This is a genomic window from uncultured Sphingomonas sp., assembly GCF_964244265.1.
In the GTDB taxonomy this organism is placed as follows: Bacteria; Pseudomonadota; Alphaproteobacteria; order Sphingomonadales; family Sphingomonadaceae; genus Sphingomonas.
Genome location: NZ_CAXTHV010000021.1, coordinates 34,240 through 54,775, shown reverse-complemented (window position 1 = coordinate 54,775; position 20,536 = coordinate 34,240). Strand labels below are relative to the sequence as shown.

The 20,536-nt window shown below is 65.7% G+C and carries 20 protein-coding genes; 13 read left to right on the top strand and 7 right to left on the bottom strand.

Annotated elements, in window-relative coordinates; translation table 11 throughout:
- Positions 1–34: 34 nt before the first annotated feature.
- Positions 35–1,309, bottom strand: a complete 1,275-nt coding sequence (hmgA, locus tag ACFE7K_RS10215) for a homogentisate 1,2-dioxygenase (protein WP_375398092.1) — start codon at positions 1,307–1,309, stop codon at positions 35–37.
- A 32-nt stretch (positions 1,310–1,341) separates the two neighbouring features.
- Positions 1,342–2,412, bottom strand: coding sequence for a 4-hydroxyphenylpyruvate dioxygenase (gene hppD / locus ACFE7K_RS10210; RefSeq protein WP_375398082.1), 1,071 nt, complete (start codon positions 2,410–2,412; stop codon positions 1,342–1,344).
- A gap of 80 nt (positions 2,413–2,492) precedes the next feature.
- Between hppD and ACFE7K_RS10205 the strand changes: the two genes are divergently transcribed.
- The 3 genes from ACFE7K_RS10205 to ACFE7K_RS10195 all read left to right on the top strand — a co-directional run bounded on the left by ACFE7K_RS10205 (position 2,493) and on the right by ACFE7K_RS10195 (position 5,711).
- On the top strand, positions 2,493–2,960 hold the full coding sequence (locus ACFE7K_RS10205; RefSeq protein WP_375398081.1) for a MarR family winged helix-turn-helix transcriptional regulator: 468 nt from the start codon (positions 2,493–2,495) through the stop codon (positions 2,958–2,960).
- Between the two features lie 103 nt (positions 2,961–3,063).
- Positions 3,064–5,187, top strand: coding sequence for a malate synthase G (locus tag ACFE7K_RS10200; protein WP_375398080.1), 2,124 nt, complete (start codon positions 3,064–3,066; stop codon positions 5,185–5,187).
- On the top strand, positions 5,187–5,711 hold the full coding sequence (locus ACFE7K_RS10195; RefSeq protein ID WP_375398079.1) for a gamma carbonic anhydrase family protein: 525 nt from the start codon (positions 5,187–5,189) through the stop codon (positions 5,709–5,711). Before ACFE7K_RS10200 ends, ACFE7K_RS10195 begins: the two co-directional genes overlap by 1 nt.
- A gap of 32 nt (positions 5,712–5,743) precedes the next feature.
- On the opposite strand, the gene ACFE7K_RS10190 is transcribed toward ACFE7K_RS10195, so the two are convergent.
- Positions 5,744–6,703: a neutral zinc metallopeptidase gene (locus tag ACFE7K_RS10190; RefSeq protein ID WP_375398078.1), complete on the bottom strand. Its 960-nt coding sequence runs from the start codon at positions 6,701–6,703 to the stop codon at positions 5,744–5,746.
- Between the two features lie 165 nt (positions 6,704–6,868).
- Here ACFE7K_RS10190 and ACFE7K_RS10185 point away from each other — a divergent pair, with 165 nt between their 5' ends.
- Both ACFE7K_RS10185 and ACFE7K_RS10180 read left to right on the top strand, forming a co-directional pair.
- Positions 6,869–7,654 carry a 3-hydroxybutyrate dehydrogenase gene (locus ACFE7K_RS10185; RefSeq protein WP_375398077.1) on the top strand — a complete coding sequence of 262 codons (786 nt, stop codon included), beginning with the start codon at positions 6,869–6,871 and terminating at the stop codon, positions 7,652–7,654.
- A gap of 59 nt (positions 7,655–7,713) precedes the next feature.
- A complete protein-coding gene (locus tag ACFE7K_RS10180; RefSeq protein WP_375398076.1) occupies positions 7,714–8,337 on the top strand; it encodes a DUF4893 domain-containing protein in 624 nt (207 codons plus the stop codon).
- On the opposite strand, the gene ACFE7K_RS10175 is transcribed toward ACFE7K_RS10180, so the two are convergent.
- Entirely contained in the window at positions 8,338–8,919 is a 582-nt protein-coding gene (locus tag ACFE7K_RS10175) for a hypothetical protein (protein WP_375398075.1), read from the bottom strand.
- Positions 8,920–9,056: 137 nt separating this feature from the next.
- On the opposite strand from ACFE7K_RS10175, the gene ACFE7K_RS10170 reads away from it, so the two are divergent.
- From ACFE7K_RS10170 to ACFE7K_RS10155, 4 genes are all read left to right on the top strand, one after another.
- Positions 9,057–9,284 carry an AbrB/MazE/SpoVT family DNA-binding domain-containing protein gene (locus ACFE7K_RS10170; protein ID WP_375398074.1) on the top strand — a complete coding sequence of 76 codons (228 nt, stop codon included), beginning with the start codon at positions 9,057–9,059 and terminating at the stop codon, positions 9,282–9,284.
- A gap of 1 nt (position 9,285) precedes the next feature.
- Positions 9,286–9,672, top strand: coding sequence for a type II toxin-antitoxin system death-on-curing family toxin (locus ACFE7K_RS10165; protein ID WP_375398073.1), 387 nt, complete (start codon positions 9,286–9,288; stop codon positions 9,670–9,672).
- 198 nt (positions 9,673–9,870) lie between these two features.
- Complete coding sequence (locus tag ACFE7K_RS10160) at positions 9,871–11,253, top strand: short-chain fatty acyl-CoA regulator family protein (protein ID WP_375398072.1); 1,383 nt, start codon at positions 9,871–9,873, stop codon at positions 11,251–11,253.
- 152 nt (positions 11,254–11,405) lie between these two features.
- Positions 11,406–13,001: an isocitrate lyase gene (locus ACFE7K_RS10155; protein WP_375398071.1), complete on the top strand. Its 1,596-nt coding sequence runs from the start codon at positions 11,406–11,408 to the stop codon at positions 12,999–13,001.
- A gap of 62 nt (positions 13,002–13,063) precedes the next feature.
- Here the strand turns inward: ACFE7K_RS10155 and ACFE7K_RS10150 are convergent, their stop codons facing one another.
- The 3 genes from ACFE7K_RS10150 to ACFE7K_RS10140 are packed head-to-tail and all read right to left on the bottom strand — an operon-like array spanning position 13,064 to position 14,505.
- The gene (locus ACFE7K_RS10150) at positions 13,064–14,020 is read right to left on the bottom strand and encodes an aldo/keto reductase (protein ID WP_375398070.1); all 957 of its coding nucleotides are present in this window, start codon (positions 14,018–14,020) and stop codon (positions 13,064–13,066) included.
- Positions 14,017–14,193, bottom strand: coding sequence for a hypothetical protein (locus ACFE7K_RS10145; protein ID WP_375398069.1), 177 nt, complete (start codon positions 14,191–14,193; stop codon positions 14,017–14,019). The genes ACFE7K_RS10150 and ACFE7K_RS10145 overlap by 4 nt, the downstream gene beginning before the upstream one ends.
- Positions 14,194–14,217: 24 nt before the next feature.
- Entirely contained in the window at positions 14,218–14,505 is a 288-nt protein-coding gene (locus tag ACFE7K_RS10140; RefSeq protein WP_375398068.1) for a hypothetical protein, read from the bottom strand.
- A gap of 101 nt (positions 14,506–14,606) precedes the next feature.
- Between ACFE7K_RS10140 and ACFE7K_RS10135 the strand changes: the two genes are divergently transcribed.
- The 4 genes from ACFE7K_RS10135 to metH all read left to right on the top strand — a co-directional run bounded on the left by ACFE7K_RS10135 (position 14,607) and on the right by metH (position 20,452).
- The gene (locus ACFE7K_RS10135; RefSeq protein ID WP_375398091.1) at positions 14,607–15,584 is read left to right on the top strand and encodes an ArsR/SmtB family transcription factor; all 978 of its coding nucleotides are present in this window, start codon (positions 14,607–14,609) and stop codon (positions 15,582–15,584) included.
- Positions 15,581–16,546, top strand: a complete 966-nt coding sequence (metF, locus tag ACFE7K_RS10130; protein ID WP_375398067.1) for a methylenetetrahydrofolate reductase [NAD(P)H] — start codon at positions 15,581–15,583, stop codon at positions 16,544–16,546. The genes ACFE7K_RS10135 and metF overlap by 4 nt, the downstream gene beginning before the upstream one ends.
- Positions 16,547–16,583: 37 nt before the next feature.
- Entirely contained in the window at positions 16,584–17,645 is a 1,062-nt protein-coding gene (locus ACFE7K_RS10125; RefSeq protein ID WP_375398066.1) for a homocysteine S-methyltransferase family protein, read from the top strand.
- A 143-nt stretch (positions 17,646–17,788) separates the two neighbouring features.
- On the top strand, positions 17,789–20,452 hold the full coding sequence (gene metH / locus ACFE7K_RS10120; protein ID WP_375398065.1) for a methionine synthase: 2,664 nt from the start codon (positions 17,789–17,791) through the stop codon (positions 20,450–20,452).
- The last annotated feature ends 84 nt before the right edge of the window (positions 20,453–20,536 follow it).

The following is a 20,536-nucleotide window of genomic DNA, read 5'->3' as shown; positions in this document are numbered from 1 at the left end:
CGCCTTGCCGAGCGAAATGTCGCGGCGGGGCGGGTCAGCCCGGCAGCTTGGCCTTTTCAAAGCCGTTCCATGCCGCGTCATAATCGAGCTGCATATTCGGGGTTGCCATTGCCCATCGGGTAGGACGGACGATGTGGCGCGTCTCGAACATGAAGGCCATGCTATGGTCGATCCTGTGCGGCCTCAGATCGGCGGCGACGGCCTTGTCGTAGCTCGCCTGGTCTGGGCCGTGACCGTTCATCTGGTTGTGCAGCGACGCCCCGCCCGGGGCGAAGCCGCCTTCCTTGGCGTCATAAGCGCCCTCGATCAGCCCCATGAACTCGCTCATCACGTTGCGGTGGAACCAGGGCGGGCGGAACGTGTCCTCGGCGACCATCCAGCGCGGTGGGAAGATCACGAAATCGCAATTGGCGGTGCCCGGTGTGTCGCTGGGCGAGGTCAGGACGGTGAAGATCGAGGGATCGGGATGGTCGAAGCTGACCGTGTTGATCGTGTTGAAGCGGTTCAGGTCATAACGGCACGGCGCCAGATTGCCGTGCCAGGCCACGACGTCGAACGGTGAATGATCCAGCGTCGTGCGCCACAGCCCGCCCTGGAACTTCTGGATCACGACATGGGGGCCGTCGACATCCTCGAACCAGGCGACTGGCGTTTCGAAATCGCGTAGGTTGGCCAGTCCGTTGGCGCCGATCGGCCCGAGATCGGGCAGGCGGAGCAGCGCGCCGTAATTTTCGAGCACATAGCCCCGTGCGCGACCCGCCGGTAGCGCCACGCGAAACCGTATCCCGCGCGGAATCAGCGCGACGTGCAGCGGCGCGACGTCGATCCGCCCCATCTCGGTGACGATCGACAGCGGGCCGTGCTGCGGCACGATCAGCAGTTCGCCGTCGGCCGAGAAGAAGGCGCGGTCCATGTCGCAGGTCGCGGCGTAGAGGTGGATGCCGACCCCGGTCTGTTCCGCGACATTGCCCGTGCCGCCATAGGTGACCAGGCCGTCGAGCCAGTCGACCGGCGTGTCGGGCCAGGGCAGGGGGTCCCAACGCAGCCGATTGGGGCTGGCCGGCACGGCGTTGAACGGTGCCGACCTCAGGAGGGATGCGCTGTCGTGCGGCGCGAAGGCGGGATGGTTGGCGGTCGGGCGCAGGCGATACAGCCAGGACCGCCGGTTCTCCGCACGCGGCGCCGTAAAGGCGGTCCCCGATACCTGCTCGGCATAGAGGCCGAACGGAACCTGCTGCGGCGAGTTGCGCCCGACCGGTAGCGCGCCGGGCACCGCTTCGGTGGCGAAGTGGTTGCCAAAGCCGGCCATGTAATCCTCCTCGGGCCAGGGAGGATTTTCCATTACGCTTCCACGCCCGGCACGACGCCGCGACGGATTTGGTCGAGCTCGATCGATTCGAACAGCGCCTTGAAATTGCCCTCGCCAAAGCCGTCATTGCCCTTGCGCTGGATGATCTCGAAGAAGATCGGGCCGACCATGTTTTCGGTGAAGATCTGGAGCAGCAGCCCGCCGCCCGTCTCGGGTGCGCCGTCGATCAATATGTCGCGCTTGCGCATTTCCTCCACGTCGTGGTTGTGGCCGGGCAGGCGCTTGTCGATCAGGTCAAAATAGGTCTGCGGCGTGGTCTGGAAGCGGATGCCGTTGGCGCGTAGCCGGTCGACGGTTGCGAAGATGTCGTCGGTGGCGAGCGCCAGATGCTGGATGCCTTCGCCGCGATAGTCCTTGATAAATTCCTCAATCTGCGAATGTTCGTCCTGGCTTTCGTTCAAAGGGATGCGGATCTTGTCGTCGGGCGCGGTCATCGCCTTCGAGAACAGGCCGGTCGCCTGGCCCTCGATGTCGAAATAGCGGATCTGGCGGAAGTTGAAGATGCGCTCGTAATAATCCGCCCAATACGCCATCCGGCCGCGCTGGAGATTGTGCGTCAGATGGTCGAGCGTGTGCAGGCCGACGTTATGGTCGTCGGGACTAGCGCCGGGGACGGGATCGAAATCCACGTCGTAGATCGTCGTGCCACCACGCCGGTCGACCAAATAGAGGTTGGCGCCCCCAATCCCCTCGATTGCCGGGATGTTGAGCTCGGCCGGCCCGATTTTCCCCTCGACCGACACCGCTCCGCGTTCGGTGGCGAGCTTGAGCGCCCGGGCAGCATCGCCGACGCGGAACGCCATTGCGTTGGCGCTCGGGCCATGCGCGTTGCGAAAACCCGCGACTTGCCCAGCATCGTCCATGTTGAGAAGGAAGTTGATGTCCCCCTGGGCATAGCGGCGGACGTTCTTCGACCGATGATTGCCGACATGGCTAAAGCCCATCTTCACGAACAGATCAGCCATCGCCTCGGGCGCGGGCGAGGTGAACTCGACGAACTCGAACCCGTCCAGGTCCATCGGATTGGCGTCCATTGTACTCATCGCAGGCATTCCCCTGACATGGTATCCAATGAAACTATCGTGCGCCATTGCGCAAATTGTGTCAATTGTTATCATCTTCCATGGCCCGGTCGATCCTCGTCCTCGACGACTTCATCCCGTATCGGCTGTCGTTCACGTCGAACCTGGTCAGCGATTCGATCGCGCGCATCTATGAGGTAGTGTTCGGCCTCTCGATCCCCGAATGGCGGTTGATCGCGGTGGCGGCGGAAGAGGCCGGCATCACCCAGGCGGCGATCAGCGCGCGCACGCGGATGGACAAGGTGACGGTCAGCCGTGCGGCGATCGCGCTGGTCAACCGCGGGCTGCTGACGCGTGGGCGGAACGCGCAGGACGGACGATCGCACCTGCTTGTGCCGACCCGGGCCGGGCGCGATCTTTACGCCCAGGTCGCGCCCAAGGCGCTGGAACTGGAGCGCCGGATCTTCGGCCGGATCGACGCGGCGGAGGTGGCGCGGTTCGTTGCTACGTTGCGCCGGATCGACGCGCTCGCGCTGGAGGTTGCCGAAGTGGACGCTGTACCGGAATGAAGCCGCCGCCCGGCTGCCACGTTCCGATCTTTGTTGCGACGCAGCGAAAAGCGGTTAACGGGCGGTCGGCTGGCGGAGGCCCCACACCATTGGAGTGAGCTAGATGACCAAGGCGTATGTTGATCGCGCCGGCCTGAAGGTCGCCATGTCGCTGGCCGCATTCATCGAGGAGCAGGCCTTGCCCGGCACAGATGTCGGGGCCGACGCTTTCTGGGCGGGGGTTGCCGACATCTATGCGCGCTTTGCGCCCGAGAACGGCGTCCTGCTGGCCAAGCGCGCCGACCTGCAGGCGCGGATCGACGGCTGGTATCGCTACCGCGAGAGCAAGGCGATCGATCAGGGAGCGTATCAGGCGTTCCTGCGCGAGATCGGGTACCTCTTCCCCGAGCCCACGCCTTTCACCATCGGCACATGCAATGTCGATGCCGAGATCGCGACGATGGCCGGCCCGCAATTGGTGGTGCCCAGCCTGAACGCCCGCTTCGTCCTCAATGCCGCCAATGCGCGGTGGGGCAGCCTGTATGACGCGCTCTATGGCACCGACGTGCTGCCGGGGGCGACGGCGCCTGGCGGTTATGACGCGGCGCGCGGGGCTCAGGTGATCGCGCGCGCCAAGGCGTTCCTCGACGAGGCGGTGCCGCTGACCGGCTATAAATGGGCGCACCTCGACGCTCCGGAGGAAGCTGGGGTCTGGCATGATCGGGACGTCTGTCAGTTCGTCGGCCGGCGATCAATTGGCAAGACGGGTGAGGGTAAATTGTTCCGACACAATGGCCTGCACATCGAAATTGTGATCGACCGGGATCATCCGATCGGCGCGACCGATCCGGCGGGGATCGCCGACGTCCTCCTCGAATCGGCGCTGACGACGATCGTGGATCTCGAGGATTCGGTCGCCGCGGTCGATGCCGAGGACAAGGTCGCGGCCTATGCCAATTGGCTTGGGCTGATGCGCGGCGACCTGACCGAGACGTTCGAGAAAGGCGGCGCGACGCTGACCCGCCGGCTGGCGCCGGACCGTATATACCAGGCCCCCGACAGCTCGACCGTGGCGCTGCCCGGCCGGGCGCTGTTATTCGTGCGCAATGTCGGCCATCTGATGACCACCTCGGCGGTGCTGCTGGCGGACGGCGGTCAGGCGCCCGAGGGTATCCTGGACGCAATACTCACCTCGCTCATCGGCCTGCACGATTTGAAGCGCCTGGGCCCTGTCACCAACAGCCGCGCTGGATCGATCTACATCGTCAAGCCCAAGATGCACGGCCCCGACGAATGCGCCTTTACCGCCCGTCTGTTCGACGCGGTCGAGGATTTGCTGGGGCTGGCGCGGCACACGATCAAGATCGGGGTGATGGACGAGGAACGGCGCACCTCGGCCAATCTCGCCGCGTGCATCGCGGCGGTGAAGGACCGCATCGTCTTTATCAACACCGGCTTCCTCGATCGCACCGGCGACGAGATCCACACCGCGATGAGAGGGGGCGCAATGATCCGCAAGGGGGAGATGAAGTCGGCGGCATGGATCAAGGCCTATGAGGATCGCAACGTCCGGATCGGCCTGGCCTGCGGCCTCTCGGGCAAGGCGCAGATCGGCAAGGGTATGTGGGCCGCGCCCGACCGGATGGCCGATATGCTCGACCAGAAGATCGCGCATCCGCGCTCGGGCGCCAACACCGCCTGGGTCCCCAGCCCGACCGCAGCGACGCTCCACGCGCTGCATTATCATCAGGTCGACGTGTTTGCCCGGCAGCAGGAGATCGCCTGCGAGGATGCGCCGGCGCTGGCCGATCTATTGGCCGTGCCGTTCGCCGCCGGGCGCAACTGGTCGCCCAAGGAAGTGCGTGAGGAGCTCGACAACAACGCGCAGGGCATCCTTGGCTATGTCGTGCGCTGGATTGACAAGGGCGTCGGCTGTTCGAAGGTGCCCGACATCCACGACGTCGGGCTGATGGAGGATCGCGCGACGTTGCGCATCTCGTCGCAGCATATTGCCAATTGGCTGCTCCACGGCATCTGCACCGCCGACGAGGTGGACGCAGCGTTGGACCGGATGGCGGCCAAGGTCGATGCGCAGAATGCCGGTGACCCGCTCTACCGCCCGCTGAACCGTGACGGCCTGGCCTTCCAGGCGGCGCGCGCGCTGGTGTTCGAGGGCGTGGACCAGCCCAATGGCTATACCGAGCCGCTGCTCCACGCGTTCCGCGCGCGCGCCAAGCAGGCCGGCTGATGCCGCTTTACGCGATCGACGGCAAGGAGCCTGCCGTCCCGGACGACAGCTGGGTGGCGCCGTCGGCCGATCTGATCGGCGAGGTGCGGCTGGGCGACGAGGTGGGGGTGTGGTTCGGGGCGGTCATCCGCGCCGACAACACGCCGATCCTGGTCGGCGATCGCACCAACATCCAGGAAGGCGCGATGCTGCATTCCGACCCTGGGGCGCCGCTGGTCGTCGGCCGCGGCTGCACCATCGGCCATCATGCAATCCTGCACGGCTGTACGATCGGCGGTAACGTGTTGGTCGGAATGGGCGCGACGGTGCTCAACCACGCCGCCATTGGCGACGATAGCCTGGTCGGGGCAGGCGCGCTGGTTACCGAGGGCAAGAGCTTCCCGGACGGCAGCCTGATCGTCGGATCGCCCGCCCGGGCGGTCCGCGGTCTTACTCCCGCCGAGATCGCCCGTTTGCGCGCCTCGGCCGAAAGCTATGTCATGCGGCAACGCGCCTTTGCCGCCGGGCTCGTCCGGCTCGACTGAGGGCCGGCGACGCCGCGTCTCTCATTTGATCGTCATATCGCGCCCGAAAACGTGTCGCACTGCGCCGGATCGCCGCTGTCGAAGCCGCGCTTCAGCCACGTCATCCGCTGTTCCGACGTACCATGCGTAAAGCTGTCGGGCACGACGCGGCCCTGCGCCTCTCGTTGCAGAGTGTCGTCGCCGATCGATCGCGCGGCGTTCATTCCCTCCGCCAGATCGTCGGCATCCAGCCGCGACCGGTTCTGGGCTGCCCAAACCCCGGCAAAGCAATCGGCCTGCAGCTCCAGGCGGACCGACAGCTTGTTCGATTCGGTTTCGCCGGCCGCGCGCTGTTCGCGCGCGACGCCGTCGGAAATGCCGAGCAGCTTCTGGATGTGATGGCCGAATTCGTGCGCGATCACGTAATCCTGCGCGAAATCGCCCTTCGCGCCGAACTTGCTGGCGAGTTCGTTGAAGAAGCTGGTGTCTAGATAAATGCCCTCGTCGCCGGGGCAGTAGAACGGGCCCATCGCCGATTGCGCGGCGCCGCAGCCCGACTGACCCTGGCCCCCGAAGAACACCAGCTTGGGATCGCGGAACTGCTTGCCTTGCTGGCGGAACATCGTCGCCCATGTCTTGTCGGCCGAACTGAAGGCGTCGCAGGCGGCCTTGCTGGCGGTGTCGCGGGTGCAACTGGCCGTCGCGCCGCTCGTCGTGCCGCCGCCGGCGGTGCCGTCGCCGCCGGCCGTGCCCGGCGCGGTCACCGCGGGAGAGGAGGAGGACGGCAAGCCGCCGAGCATCTGCATCCCGCCGCCGAAGAAGAACAGCAGGCCCAGCACCACCGCCACGCCGCCGCACCCGAAGCGGTTGAACACCATCGGCAGCAACCCGATGACCAGGCCGGGAAGAAAGCCGCCGCCGCCGCCGCCGCCAAAGCCGCTGCTGCCCCCGCCGCCGCCCGCGCCGCGCTGATCCTCGACGTTGATGTTCGGATCGAAATCGTCGAGCCGCATCGCCTGCCCCCTTACCGTTAAGCTGCGTCAAAATGCGCGGTCGGAGCGTCGGTTGCAATCACCTGATTGATCGCCTCCGGCGTTTGGCCCATTTCCGTCGGCGATGGCCGATGCCGAATCGCCGGCCAAGGGCGCCAGGCACTGCGCATCGATCCGGAGAATGGCATGTTTCTGACGGGCAAGAGCGCGGTCGTCACCGGATCCACGTCCGGCATCGGCCTGGCTTATGCCAAGGCATTTGCCGGTGAGGGTGCGAGCGTGATGATCAACGGTTTCGGCGATCCCGCCGGGATCGAGATGGAACGCGCCGCGCTGGCGGCGGCCAGCGGCGCCGGCGCGCTGTACGACCCTGCCGACATGACCAGCCCCGATCAGATCGCGGCGATGATCAGGCGCTGCCATGCTGAGCTTGGCGGCCCGGACATCATCGTCAACAATGCCGGCATCCAGTTCGTCTCGCCGATCGAGGACTTCCCGCCCGACAAATGGGACGCGATCATCGCCATCAACCTGACCTCGGCCTTCCACATGATGCGCGCCACGGTGCCGCTGATGAAGGCGGCGAAATGGGGCCGGATCATCTCGACCGCGTCGGCGCATTCCTTGGCCGCCAGCCCCGGCAAGGCGGCCTATGTCACCGCCAAGCACGGGCTGGCCGGGCTGACCAAGACGGTCGCGCTGGAAACCGCCACTTCCGGCATCACCGTCAACTGCATCTCGCCGGGCTATGTCTGGACGCCGCTGGTCGAGCACCAGATCCCCGACACGATGAAGGCGCGCGGCATGACCCGCGAGCAGGTGATGAACGACGTCCTGCTCAAGGCGCAGCCAACCAGGGAATTCGTCACCGCCGACCAGGTCGCAGCGCTTGCCCTGTATCTGTGTCGCGACGAGGCCAGGTCGATCACCGGCGCCAACCTGTCGATCGACGGGGGCTGGACCGCAGCCTGATGACGATGGGAGGGCGAATCGCCGCTTGGCATGGTCGACGCGGCGTGGTTAGCTAATCCATGATCGGAAAATTGTCCCTATTGAAGGTGTTGCTGGCAGCCGGCGCGATCCTGCCGCCCGTCCCGGGGCATGATCGTCCGCCGATCCCGGTCGACTGGCGGCGTGTCGCGACCCCGGCGGACCGCGCGCGGCTGCGCAACCTGAGGCAGGGGTGGATCGCCGCGCTCGACCGCCTCCGCGCGGCCGGGCAGGGCAAGGCGCTGGCGGCAGAAGGCGCGCTGTTCGATCCGGATCGCGTGCTTGCCGGAGCCGTGCCGCCGCCGGGCAATTACCGGTGCCGCGTGTTCAAGCTGGGCGCCAACGGCAGCGCGATGCGCGACTTCACTGCTTATCCCGCGCTCGGCTGCCGGATCGATGCGGAGGGCGAGGCACGCAGCTTCTATGCCATCGGGGGCACCCAGCGCGCGGTCGGATTGATGTTCGCCGACAATCCGGAACGGTCGGTGTTCCTGGGCACGATGATCATCGGCGATGAACAGACCGCCATCGATTACGGCCGCGACGCCAACCGCGACATGGTCGGCGTGGTCGAGCGGATCGGCGAGCAGCGCTGGCGGCTCGTCCTGCCTTATCCGCGGTTCGAATCGTTGCTCGACGTGGTTGAAATGGTCCCCGAACGCTGATCACCTGGCGCTGGTCGCGGCCATGCCGCGCGCGCTGTAAAAGTCCTTCGCGCTCATTTCCAGCGGGGTCAGCCGGCCGGTGTTGAGGGGGACGAGCGATTCGAGAAAAGCATGCGGCCGCTTCATCAGGCCGGCCGGTTCGGCCACGGTCAGGCCGGCGCGCTTGGCCGCCTCGGCAACGAAATGCACGCAGTTGCGCTTGTTGAGGTTGTAGCGGTGGTCGCCCCGGTCGCCCCATTCGTCGGGCAGCTTCATGATGCTGTCATATTGCGCATCGCTGATCGTCGTCGTGAAATGCGCGAAGCTCTTCATCAGATAGCCTTTCGACGTATAGTCGATCTTGCCGGCGACCGTGCCCATCAGGATGCCCGGGCTCAGCGTCTTGGCGGTGAAGCCGAAGCTGGTGCTGACCGGCATGCCGCCGCGATCGAGCCGGCCGTCCAGGGTGACGAAGGCATGGGGGAAGTTCTGGCCGAATTCCTGGGACCAGAACACGATCCTGATGCGGGCAGCAGCCGGCAAGGCGGTAATCGTCAGCCAGATGAACATCAGCGCCGATATCGTTCGAATGCGGACGTGCATCTATTAACCTCCTCCATTCCCTTGATGTTCGATCTAGCCCGCGGCCGCACCGCGCGACAAGGCGGCATCAAGTGACCTGACCGGACTCGGCGGCTTGGCCGGTTGATCCTGTGATGCTTCCATGTTATAACGTTTGTATGAACAAGCCGCTCAAGCTCATCAAGATCGGAAACTCGACGGGCGTCATCTTGCCCAAGGACGTGCTGGCGCGTCTGCATGTCGAGCTAGGCGAAGAAATTAGCGTTATTAATACATCTGATGGAATCGCATTGCGACGCCATGATGCCGGATTCGAGGAGCAGATGAGTGCTGCGCGCGAAGTGATGAAGCGCCGCCGCAACGCGTTGAGCGAATTGGCAAAGTGACGTGGCGGACTGGATTTGGGTTGACGTAGGCGTTGCGATTGCCGCGCATGCGGAACAGCTCGCCGAGCATGGAGGCGCGGCGGGCACGCGTGATCCGAACATGCTCGAAAGTGCGATGGCGCGGCCGCTCAACCTGGTTGCCTATGGCGATCCCGATGCCGCTGATCTCGCTGCCGCCTATGCATTCGGGATCGCCCGCAACCATCCGTTCGTCGATGGCAACAAGCGAACGGCGGCGGTGGTCAGCGAAACCTTTCTGATGCTCAACGGCTATCAGATCATCTGTGATGATGTGGAACTGGTATCGACCTTTCTCCTACTCGCGGCGGGCGAGTTGACGGTGGAGGTTCTGACCGACTGGTTTCGCGCCAACATTGCCCGCACGTGAGACGAAAACTGTCCGCCGACGTAGCGGCGGACAAGCGCCCCTCTGCGGAAATGGTGGGTAGCGGTGTTCTGGCTGCGTGTCGTTGTGACGGCTTCGATCCAACCGCGGTCATCACCGCCCATGATACTGCACACAGCCTTTGACAGATCTGAAGTCGTCTTGTAAAAATATTTACTTGGCGCGGTGATGATGGGGCACATGGCCGATCGCAAGATATTCGCCGGCCATGCCGTCCGCCGGCTGCGGCGGCAGGCGGGGCTGACCCAGGCGGCAATGGCCGAGATGCTGGCGATCAGTCCCAGTTATCTGAACCTGGTCGAAAAGAACCAGCGCCCGCTGTCGGCAACATTGCTGGTCAGGCTGGCCGAGCAATTCGATTTCGATCCTCGCACCTTGGCGGCGGGCGAGCCGGGGGGCGGCGAAGCGGCGATCCGGCGGCGGCTGGCCGATCCGATCTTCGCCGATCTAGAGATCGACCGCAACGAGGTCCAGGAGTGGCTGGCGGGCGCCCCGGGCGGTGCCGAGGCGTTCGCGCGCGCTTATGATCGCGGCGGCGAGGGACGCACGGGGGAGGCCGCGGCGGTCGATCCGATGGCGGCCGTCCGGCGCGAGATCGAGCGTTGGCGGGGTCACTTCCCGGATCTCGACGCGCTCGCCGAGGGGCTGGCGGACCAGTTGCGGTTTGGCGCGGCCGACCTGTACGGAGCGATCGCCGAACGGCTGCGGGTCAAGCACCAGCTGACGATCCGCATCCTGCCGGTCGACGTCATGCCCGACGTCCTGCGGCGTACCGATCTGCATGCGCGCCAGCTGCAAGTGTCGGAAACGCTCGATCCGGCGAGCCGCACCTTCGCTGTCGCCTATGAGCTGGCGCAACTGGAGGCGCGCGACGAGATCGAGGCGCTGATCCGCGGCGCCGCGTTCGGCGAGCGCATTGCGGAACGCCTTTATGGCCGCCACCTGACCAGCTATTTCGCCGCCGCGGTAATGATGCCCTATGCCCGCTTCCTGCGCGCGTGCGAAGCCACCGGCTATGATCTCGAATTGCTCCAGCGCCGGTTCGGCGCCGGCTTCGAACATGTTGCGCACCGGCTGACCACGCTGCAGCGGGTCGGCGCGCGCGGCCTGCCGTTCTTCATGGTGCGGGTCGATCGCGCGGGCCAGGCATCCAAGCGGTTCAGCGGGGCCAGCGGCTCGCTGCTGACCGCCAGCGAGGCGCGCTGCCCGTTGTGGCGCATTCACCATGCCTTCGATCGTCCGGGCGAAATGGCCGTGCAGCTGGTCGAGCTGGAGGACGGCGCGCGCTGGCTGACGCTGTCGCGCACGGTCACGCCGCAGGGCCGGCGCTTCGGGGCAATCAAGGCGGAATTCGCGGTCGGGCTGGGAGTCGCGGCAGAGCTGGCGGGGAGCCTCGCGGCGGCAAGCGGATTCGACCTGACGGGGGCGGCGATGCCGATCGGCCTGGGGTGTCGCGCCTGCGGCCGCACGTCCTGCCCGCAACGCAGCGCCCCGCCGGCAGGCCGAACCTTGCTGTTCAACGATCGCGAGCGCCGGCTAAGCGCGTTCACGTTCGCGAGCTAGCCTCGCCGGGACATTGCTCATGTAAATTTAACACATCGCTACATCCTTATTGCACTGCAATGTAACACCCCGACACCGGCGGGCTGCCTGGAGCCGGCTGGATCAGGAGAAATCCCTGTATCGTGCACTCACGCTCCAGCAGGGAAACGACCGTGACCTATCAAGATTCCATCGCCACCACCCGCTCGATGATCGCCGGCTATGACGGGACCTGGGACGGCATCGATGCCGAGGCGGTGGCCCGGATGCGCGCCCAGAACCGCTTCCGGACGGGCCTGGACATCGCACGGTACACTGCCGCGATCATGCGGCGCGACATGGCGGCCTATGACGCCGATCCCGCGAAATACACTCAGTCACTGGGATGCTGGCACGGTTTCATCGGCCAGCAGAAGATGATCAGCATCAAGAAGCATTTCGGCTCGACCGAGCGCCGCTATCTTTATCTGTCCGGCTGGATGGTCGCCGCGCTCCGGTCCGATTTCGGCCCGCTGCCCGACCAGTCGATGCACGAAAAGACCAGCGTCCCGGCGCTGATCGAGGAACTCTACACCTTTCTGCGCCAGGCTGATGCGCGCGACCTGGGCATGATGTTCCGCGAACTCGACAAGGCGCGCGACGCCGGGGACGTGGTGTCCGAACAGCGCATCCTGCACGCGGTCGACAATTACCAGACCCATGTCGTGCCGGTCATTGCCGATATCGACGCGGGCTTCGGCAATGCCGAGGCGACCTATCTGCTGGCCAGGAAGATGATCGAGGCGGGCGCCTGCGCGCTCCAGATCGAGAACCAGGTCAGCGACGAGAAGCAATGCGGACACCAGGACGGCAAGGTCACCGTCCCGCACGAGGACTTTCTGGCGAAGGTCCGCGCCTGCCGTTATGCCTTCCTGGAACTTGGCGTGGAGGACGGGATCATCGTCACCCGCACCGATTCGCTGGGCGCGGGCCTGACCAAGCAGATCGCCGTCTCCAGGCAGCCGGGGGACATCGGCGACCTCTATAACAGCTTTCTCGATTGCGAGGAGATCGATCCCGCGACCGCGCGGAACGGCGACGTCATCCTCAACCGCGACGGCAAGCTGCTGCGGCCCAAGCGCCTGCCGTCGAACCTGTTCGAGTTCCGCAAGGGGACCGGCGCCGACCGCTGCGTGCTCGATTGCATCACCTCGCTCCAGCACGGCGCCGACCTGTTGTGGATCGAGACCGAAAAGCCGCATATCGAGCAGATCGCGGGCATGGTCGACCGCATCCGCCAGGTCGTGCCCAACGCCAAGCTGGTCTACAACAATTCGCCCAGCTTCAACTGGACGCTCAACTTCCGCCAGCAGGTGTTCGACGCCTGGCAGGCGGCGGGCAGGAACGTCGCCGATTACGAGCGCGATCGGCTGATGAGCATGGACTATGACGATACCGACCTGGCCGAGGAGGCCGACGAGCGGATCCGTACCTTTCAGAAGGACGCGGCGGCGCGCGCCGGGATCTTCCACCATCTGATCACGCTGCCCACCTATCACACAGCGGCGCTGTCGACCGACAACCTTGCCAGGGAATATTTCGGGGACGAGGGGATGCTGGGCTACGTCAAGGGCGTCCAGCGCCAGGAAATTCGCCAGGGCATCGCCTGCGTCAGGCACCAGAACATGTCGGGCAGCGACATCGGCGACGACCACAAGGAATATTTCGCGGGCGAGGCGGCGCTGAAGGCCGGCGGCGCGCACAACACGATGAACCAGTTCGCGGCGTGATGCGATAGCCGCGGCGCACGCTGCGCCTCGCCCGCATCGCGCCCGGCCGGCGGGGCTGAAGGTCAGGCGCCGGCAGCGTCCAGGGTCGCGAGCTGGTCGGCGGTCAGTTCCAGCCGCGCGGCGCCCAGCAGATCCTCCAGCTGCACGACGCTGGTCGCCGAGGCGATCGGCGCCGTCACACCGGGCTGGGCGGCAAGCCACGCCAGCGCGATCTGGGGCAGGCTGGCGCCGGTATCCGCCGCGATCGCGTCCATCGCGGGCAGCACCTTCATTCGCCTGCCGATCAGTGTCCGGTCCATCCGGCCGCCGCGCACGCTCTTGAAGTCGTCGTCGCTGCGATACTTGCCGGTCAGGAAGCCGGCGGCGAGCGAGTAGAAGGGCAGCACGCCGATATTGTGCTCGATGCAATAATCCTGGACCTCGCCCTCGAACTTGTGCCGGCTGACGAGGTTATATTCGTTCTGCAGCACCTCGAAATGCGGCGTCCCCGCCGCGCGGGCAACCGCATTGGCGGATTTCAGCCGCGCCGCATGGAAATTCGATGCGCCCAGCGTCCCGACCTTGCCCGCCGCGACCAGCTTGGCGAACGCCTCCATATAGGATTCCTGCGGCGTCGCCTCGTCATCCTGATGCGCATAATATAAGGCGATCTGCTCCACCCCCAGCCGGTTGAGCGACGCGTCGCACGCCGCCGCGATCTGCGCCGGCGCCAGCTTCTCGCCGCCTCCCTCTTCATTCTTGGGGCCGGGCATCATCCCGACCTTGGTCGCGATGTCGGGCCGTTTGCCGCTGGCCCTGAGCCACTCGCCGATCATCATCTCCGACTCGCCGCCACGATGCCCCGGCACCCAGGCCGAATAGACGTCGGCGGTATCGATCATCGTGCCGCCGGCGGCGACGAACGCGTCGAGCACGGCAAAGCTTGCCGCCTTGTCGGCGGTCCAGCCGAAGACATTGCCTCCGAGCACCAGCGGCGGCGTGCGCAGCGGGCTTGCGCCGATACGGCGAAGGTAGGTCATTGGCTGTTTCCCGCATTGGTATCGCCATCGTCGCCGGCATTCGCATCGAGCGCGGCGGCCGCGTCGTTCAACTGGCGCTGCTCGTCCGCCGAGACGCCCCCGCTTGCCTCGGGGCCAGAACCGCAACCTCCGAGCAGCAGCAACAGGCCCAGCGCCAGTGTCCGCATCATCATCGTCTCCTCCCGGCGATGTGCCCATCAATCCTCGATGGCGTTGCCGGCGTCCTTCATTGCCTGGCCGGCATCGGCCTTGGCACCGGCGGCGGCATTGTCGATCTTGTTGCCCGCGCTGTCGATCGTGTTCTCGGCGGCGCCGAACGCGGCGTCGGCGGCGGCGTCGGTGTCGTTGACGGCTTCGGCCATCGTCGCATTGGCATCGGCGGTCATCGTATTGGCGGCCTCCGCGGTCTCGTTCTGTGCCTTCGGGCTGCAGGCGGCGAGGCCGAGCGCGGCAATTAGTGCGAGGGGCAAAGCATGCTTGGTCATCAAATCGGTTCCTCGAGCGATGGGAGTGCAGCGCTAGCCAAGCGGTTGGCCGCACGCAACGCGTTGACGCCATATAAAGATTTCTTTATATCATGTTCGTGATGCCCCATGCTCTCGACATCTTTCGCGCGCTGGCCGACCGGAGCCGCCTGCGCATCGTCGTGCTGGTACGCTCGATGGAGCTGTCGGTCGGCGAATTGGCGCAGGTGCTGGGGCAGAGCCAGCCGCGGGTGTCTCGCCACGTCAAGATCCTGTCGGATGCCGGAATCGTCGAGCGCCGCAAGGAGGGCAGCTGGGTATTCGTCGCGATCGGCGTGCGTGACATCGTCGCCCCCCTGTTCACCGCTCTCGACGCTTGGCAGGCCGGCGACGTCGAGGCACAAAGCGACATCGCGCGGCTGGCCGAGATTCGCGCCGATCGCGCCGCGCAGGCTGCCGCCTGGTTCGAGGCCAGGGCGCAGGACTGGGACGCGATCCGATCGCTGCATGTCGCCGAATGCGAGGTCGAGGCGGCAATGGCGGACTTGCTCGGCGACGATCCGGTCGAGCGGATGATCGATATCGGCACCGGCACCGGGCGTATGCTCGAGCTGTTCGCCGATCGCGCCGGCCATGCGCTGGGGATCGATCGCAGTTCGGAGATGTTGCGCGTGGCGCGCGCCAAGCTCGCCGGGCGCGGCGTCGATGCCGAATTGCGCCAGGCTGACCTCTATGCGCTGCCGCTGGGCGATGGCGCCGCCGGGTTGGCGATCATCCATCACGTGCTGCATTACGCACAGGCGCCCGATGCCGCGATCGCCGAGGCGGCGCGGGTGCTGGCGGCGGGCGGGCGGTTGCTGGTCGCCGATTTCGCCGCCCATGCGCGAGAGGAGCTGCGGACACGCGACGCGCATGTCAGGCTGGGGTTTTCGGACGATCAGATACTTGCCTGGTTCGCCGCCGCCGGAATGACGCCGTTACGGACCGAAACGCTGGAGGGTGGCGCGTTGAGCGTGAAATTGTGGCTGGCGCGCAAGTCCGCGAGCGGGGTCGAGGGCGCGGGCAAGCCCGGTCGGGTACAGGTTATGGAGGCGGCATGACGGTATCGGTGATCGAGATGCCGGAGGCGCATCGTGCGCTTGCCGCGCCGATGTTCGCCAATGTCGGGGGCGACGCGCGCATTTCGTTCGAATTCTTCCCGCCCAAGAACGAGAAGATGGCGGAAATCCTGTGGCAGTCGGTCGAGACGCTCGGGCCGCTCGGCCCGCGCTTCGTATCGGTGACCTATGGCGCCGGGGGCACCACCCGCGAGCGCACGCATGCGACGGTGGCGCGGATCGCGCGCGACACCGCGATTCCGGCGGCGGCGCACCTGACCTGCGTCGAGGCGACCAGGGAAGAGATCGACGCGGTCGCCCGCGATTATTGGAACGCCGGCGTGCGGCATGTCGTGGCGCTGCGCGGCGATCCGCCCGTGGCGGGCACGAAGTTCCGGTCGCCGGCGGGCGGCTATGAGAACGCCGCGGCCCTGGTCGCGGGGCTGAAGAAGCTCCACCCGTTCGAGATTTCGGTCGCGGCCTATCCCGAATCGCATCCCGATTCAGCCGACGCCGCGGCCGACCTCGACAATCTCAAGCGCAAGCTGGATGCCGGCGCCAGCCGCGCGATCACGCAGTTCTTTCATGAGGCGGATACGTTCTTCCGCTATCGCGACGCGGTGGCCGCGGCGGGCATCGATGCCGAGATCGTGCCCGGCATCATGCCGGTGATGAACTTTGCCAGCGTCCAGCGGATGTCGGCGATGTGCGGGACGGCGGTGCCGCCATGGATGGGGCGATTGTTCGAGGGGCTCGACGACCGGCCCGCCGCGCGCCAGCTGGTCGCCGCGACGATCGCCGCCGAGCTGTGCCGGCGGCTCTATGCCGGCGGGGTGCGCGACTTCCACTTCTACACGCTCAACCGCGCCGAGCTGAGCTACGCGATCTGCCACCTGCTGGGGATCAGGCCGCAGGGCGAGGCGAAGGCGAAGGCGGAGGCTGAGGCTGAGGCTGAGGCAGCGTAAAATCGTCCCCTTGAGAGGGGAGGATACGGAGATGCTTATGACACCACGCGAAACATTGCTGGCCGAAGCGGCGGGGCGCATCCTGATCACCGACGGCGCATTCGGCACCGAAATCCAGAACTGGAAACTCGCCGAGGCCGACTATGCCGGGGATCTGGGCCTGGGCCACGATCAGAAGGGCAATAACGACATCCTTGCTTTGACCAAGCCGGAGGTGCCGGAGTCGATCCACCGCGCCTATTTCGCGGCGGGCGCCGACATTGCCGAGACCAACACCTTTTCCGCCAACCGCATCAGCCAGGCCGATTACGGTGCCGAGCATCTGGTCCGCGAGATCAACGTCGAATCGGCGAAGCTGGCGCGCGGCATCGCCGACGAGTTCGCCGCCAAGGATGCCGAAAACGGCATCCGTCGCCCGCGCTTCGTCGCGGGCGCGCTGGGGCCGACCAACAAGACGCTGTCGCTGTCGCCCGACGTCAACGATCCGGGATATCGCGAAATCGACTTCGACCATCTGAAGGACGTCTATCGCGAGCAGATCGATGCTTTGGTCGAAGGCGGGGTGGATTTCATCCTGATCGAGACGGTGTTCGACACGCTCAACGCCAAGGCCGGGGTGATGGCGGCGATCGAGGCGGGCAACGCGCTTGGTCGCGACCTGCCGATCATGCTGTCGATGACGCTGACCGACCTTAGCGGGCGCAACCTGTCGGGGCATACGGTCGAAGCGTTCTGGCACGCCGTCCGCCATGCCCGACCGCTGACCATCGGCTTGAATTGTTCGTTCGGTGCCGAACAGTTACGGCCGCATGTGAAGACGCTGAGCGAGATCGCCGACACGCTGATCATGGTCTATCCCAATGCCGGCCTGCCCAACGAACTCGGCGCCTATGACGAGATGCCCGAGACGACGGCGGCGCTGGTCGGCGAATGGGCGCGGGCGGGGCAGGTCAATGTGCTCGGCGGCTGCTGCGGCTCGACCCCGGCGCACATCAAGGCGATCGCCGATAGCGTATCCGGGCTGGCGCCGCGCGCGATCGTGAAGCCGGCGGTGCGCACGCGGCTCGCGGGGCTGGAGCCGATGACGATGGCGGCATAACGTAACTCCTCTCCGTTTATGGGAAGGGTGACCAGCGACGCTGGTGGAGGGGGCTCTCCACGAGCGACACCGAATGAGGAGAGCCCCCTCCACCGCTCCGCGAGCGGTCCCCCTGCCCGTGAACGGGGAGGATTGAGGGCAGAATGACCTTTTCCTCGACCAACTTCGTCAACATCGGCGAGCGCACCAACGTCACCGGCTCGGCGGCGTTCAAGAAGATGATCATGGCCGGGGACTATCCCCGCGCGGTCGAGGTCGCGCGCCAGCAGGTCGAGAACGGCGCGCAGATCGTCGACATCAACATGGACGAAGGGCTGCTCGACGCCGAATACGCCATGACCACGTTCGTCAAGCTGATCGCCGCCGAGCCCGACATTGCGCGCGTGCCGTTCATGATCGACAGCTCGAAATGGTCGGTGATCGAGGCCGGGCTGAAATGCGTGTCGGGCAAGCCGATCGTCAATTCGATCAGCATGAAGGAGGGGGTCGACCAGTTTCTCGACCATGCCGGCAAGTGCATGGCCTATGGCGCTGCCGTGGTCGTCATGGCGTTCGACGAGGTCGGCCAGGCGGATACGCAGCAACGCAAGGTCGAAATCTGCGCGCGCGCCTATGACCTGCTGATGGAAATAGGTTTTCCTCCCGAGGACATCATCTTCGATCCCAATATCTTCGCGGTGGCGACGGGGATCGAGGAGCACAACAATTACGGCGTCGATTTCATCGAGGCGTGCAGGCAGATCAAGCGGCGCTGCCCGCACGTCCATATCTCGGGCGGCCTGTCCAACCTGAGCTTCTCGTTTCGCGGCAACGAGCCGGTGCGCCGCGCGATGCACTCGGTGTTCCTCTATCATGCCATCCCCGCCGGGCTCGACATGGCGATCGTCAATGCCGGCCAGCTCGACGTCTACGACACGATCGACCCCGAATTGCGCCAGGCGTGCGAGGACGTCATCCTCAATCGCGATGCCGAGGCGGGCGAGCGGCTGGTGGCGATCGCCGAACGCTATCGCGGCACCGACGCCGTTGCCGAAAAGGCTGCCGAGGAATGGCGCGGCTGGCCGGTGGCCAAGCGGCTCGAACATGCCCTGGTCAAGGGGTTGGACCAATATGTCGTCGAGGATACCGAGGAATGCCGGCTCCAGACCGCGCGTCCGATCGAGGTGATCGAGGGGCCGTTGATGGACGGCATGAACGTGGTCGGCGACCTGTTCGGATCGGGCAAGATGTTCCTGCCGCAAGTCGTTAAAAGCGCACGGGTAATGAAGAAGGCGGTGGCGCACCTGCTGCCCTTTATCGAAGCCGCCAAGGAGCCCGGGGCGAAGGGCAAGGGCAAGATCATCATGGCCACGGTCAAGGGCGACGTGCACGATATCGGCAAGAACATCGTCGGCGTGGTGCTGCAATGCAACGGGTTCGAGGTGGTCGACCTGGGGGTGATGGTGCCCTGGTCGAAGATCCTGGCGGCGGCCAACGAGAATGACGCCGACATGATCGGTCTCAGCGGGCTGATCACGCCGAGCCTCGACGAGATGGTGACCGTCGCCGAGGAGATGAAGCGATCGAAAATGACGATGCCGCTGCTGATCGGCGGCGCCACGACGTCGAAGGTCCACACCGCCTTGCGCATCTCGCCGGCCTATGACGGTCCGGTCGTCCACGTGCTCGACGCCAGCCGCGCGGTCGGCGTCGCGACGACGCTGGTCAGCGACACGATCCGCGACGACTATGTCGCCAAGGTCGCCGACGAATATGAGGCGGTGCGCGTCGCCCGCGCCAACAAGGGGCAGAGCGAGCTGGTCCCGATCACGGTCGCGCGCGCCAATGGCTTCAAGGCCGACATGGCGCTCAAGCCACCCGCACCCAGGCAATTGGGGCGGCAAATCTATGGCGACTGGGACCTGACCGATCTGCGTGAGGTGATCGACTGGACGCCGTTCTTCCGCGCATGGGAACTGGCCGGCAATTACCCGGCGATCCTGACCGACAAGGTGGTGGGCGAGAGCGCGTCGTCGCTGTTCGCCGACGCCAATGCGATGCTCGACAAGATCGTCGCCGAGAAATGGCTGATCGCGCGCGCCGTGGTCGGCCTGTGGCCATGCGTGCGGCACGGCGACGATGTGTTCGTCGACCCCGAAGGCGTGTGGTCGGCGGACGAACTGGGCGGGCTCGAACATCTCGGCCTGATCGAGAATGACGACCTTATCCGGCTGCCGTTCCTGCGCCAGCAGATCGCCAAGCGTGCCAAGGAGCAAGGAGGCCGGGCGAACATGTGCCTGGCCGACTTCATCGATCCGGCGGGCGACTGGATCGGCGGGTTCGCGGTCAGCATCCACGGCATCGAGCCGCATCTCGCCAGGTTCAAGGCGGCGATCGACGATTATTCGGACATCCTGCTCAAGGCTTTGGCCGATCGCTTCGCCGAGGCATTGGCCGAACGCCTGCACCAGCATGTCCGCACCACCTTGTGGGGCTATGCCGAGGGCGAGCAGCTGACCAACGAAGCGCTGATCCGTGAGCAATATCGCGGCATCCGCCCGGCGCCTGGTTATCCGGCATGCCCCGATCACAGCCTGAAGCCGATCCTGTTCAAGCTGCTCGATGCGCACCACGCCACCGGCATCAGCCTGACCGAAAGCTTCGCGATGCTGCCGACGGCAGCGGTCAGCGGCTTCTATTGCGGCCATCCGGAAAGCGCGTATTTCGGCGTCGCCCGCGTCGGGATGGACCAGGCCGAGGATTACGCCGCGCGGCGCGGGGCCGACATGGAGACGACGCAGCGCTGGCTGCGGCCGAACCTGGATTGAACGTCATAGGCTGTAGTGACGATCTAGGGATTTCCAATGGATCGATGATCTGATTCAACGCCGGCTTTGGAGACTGGCGTGGAA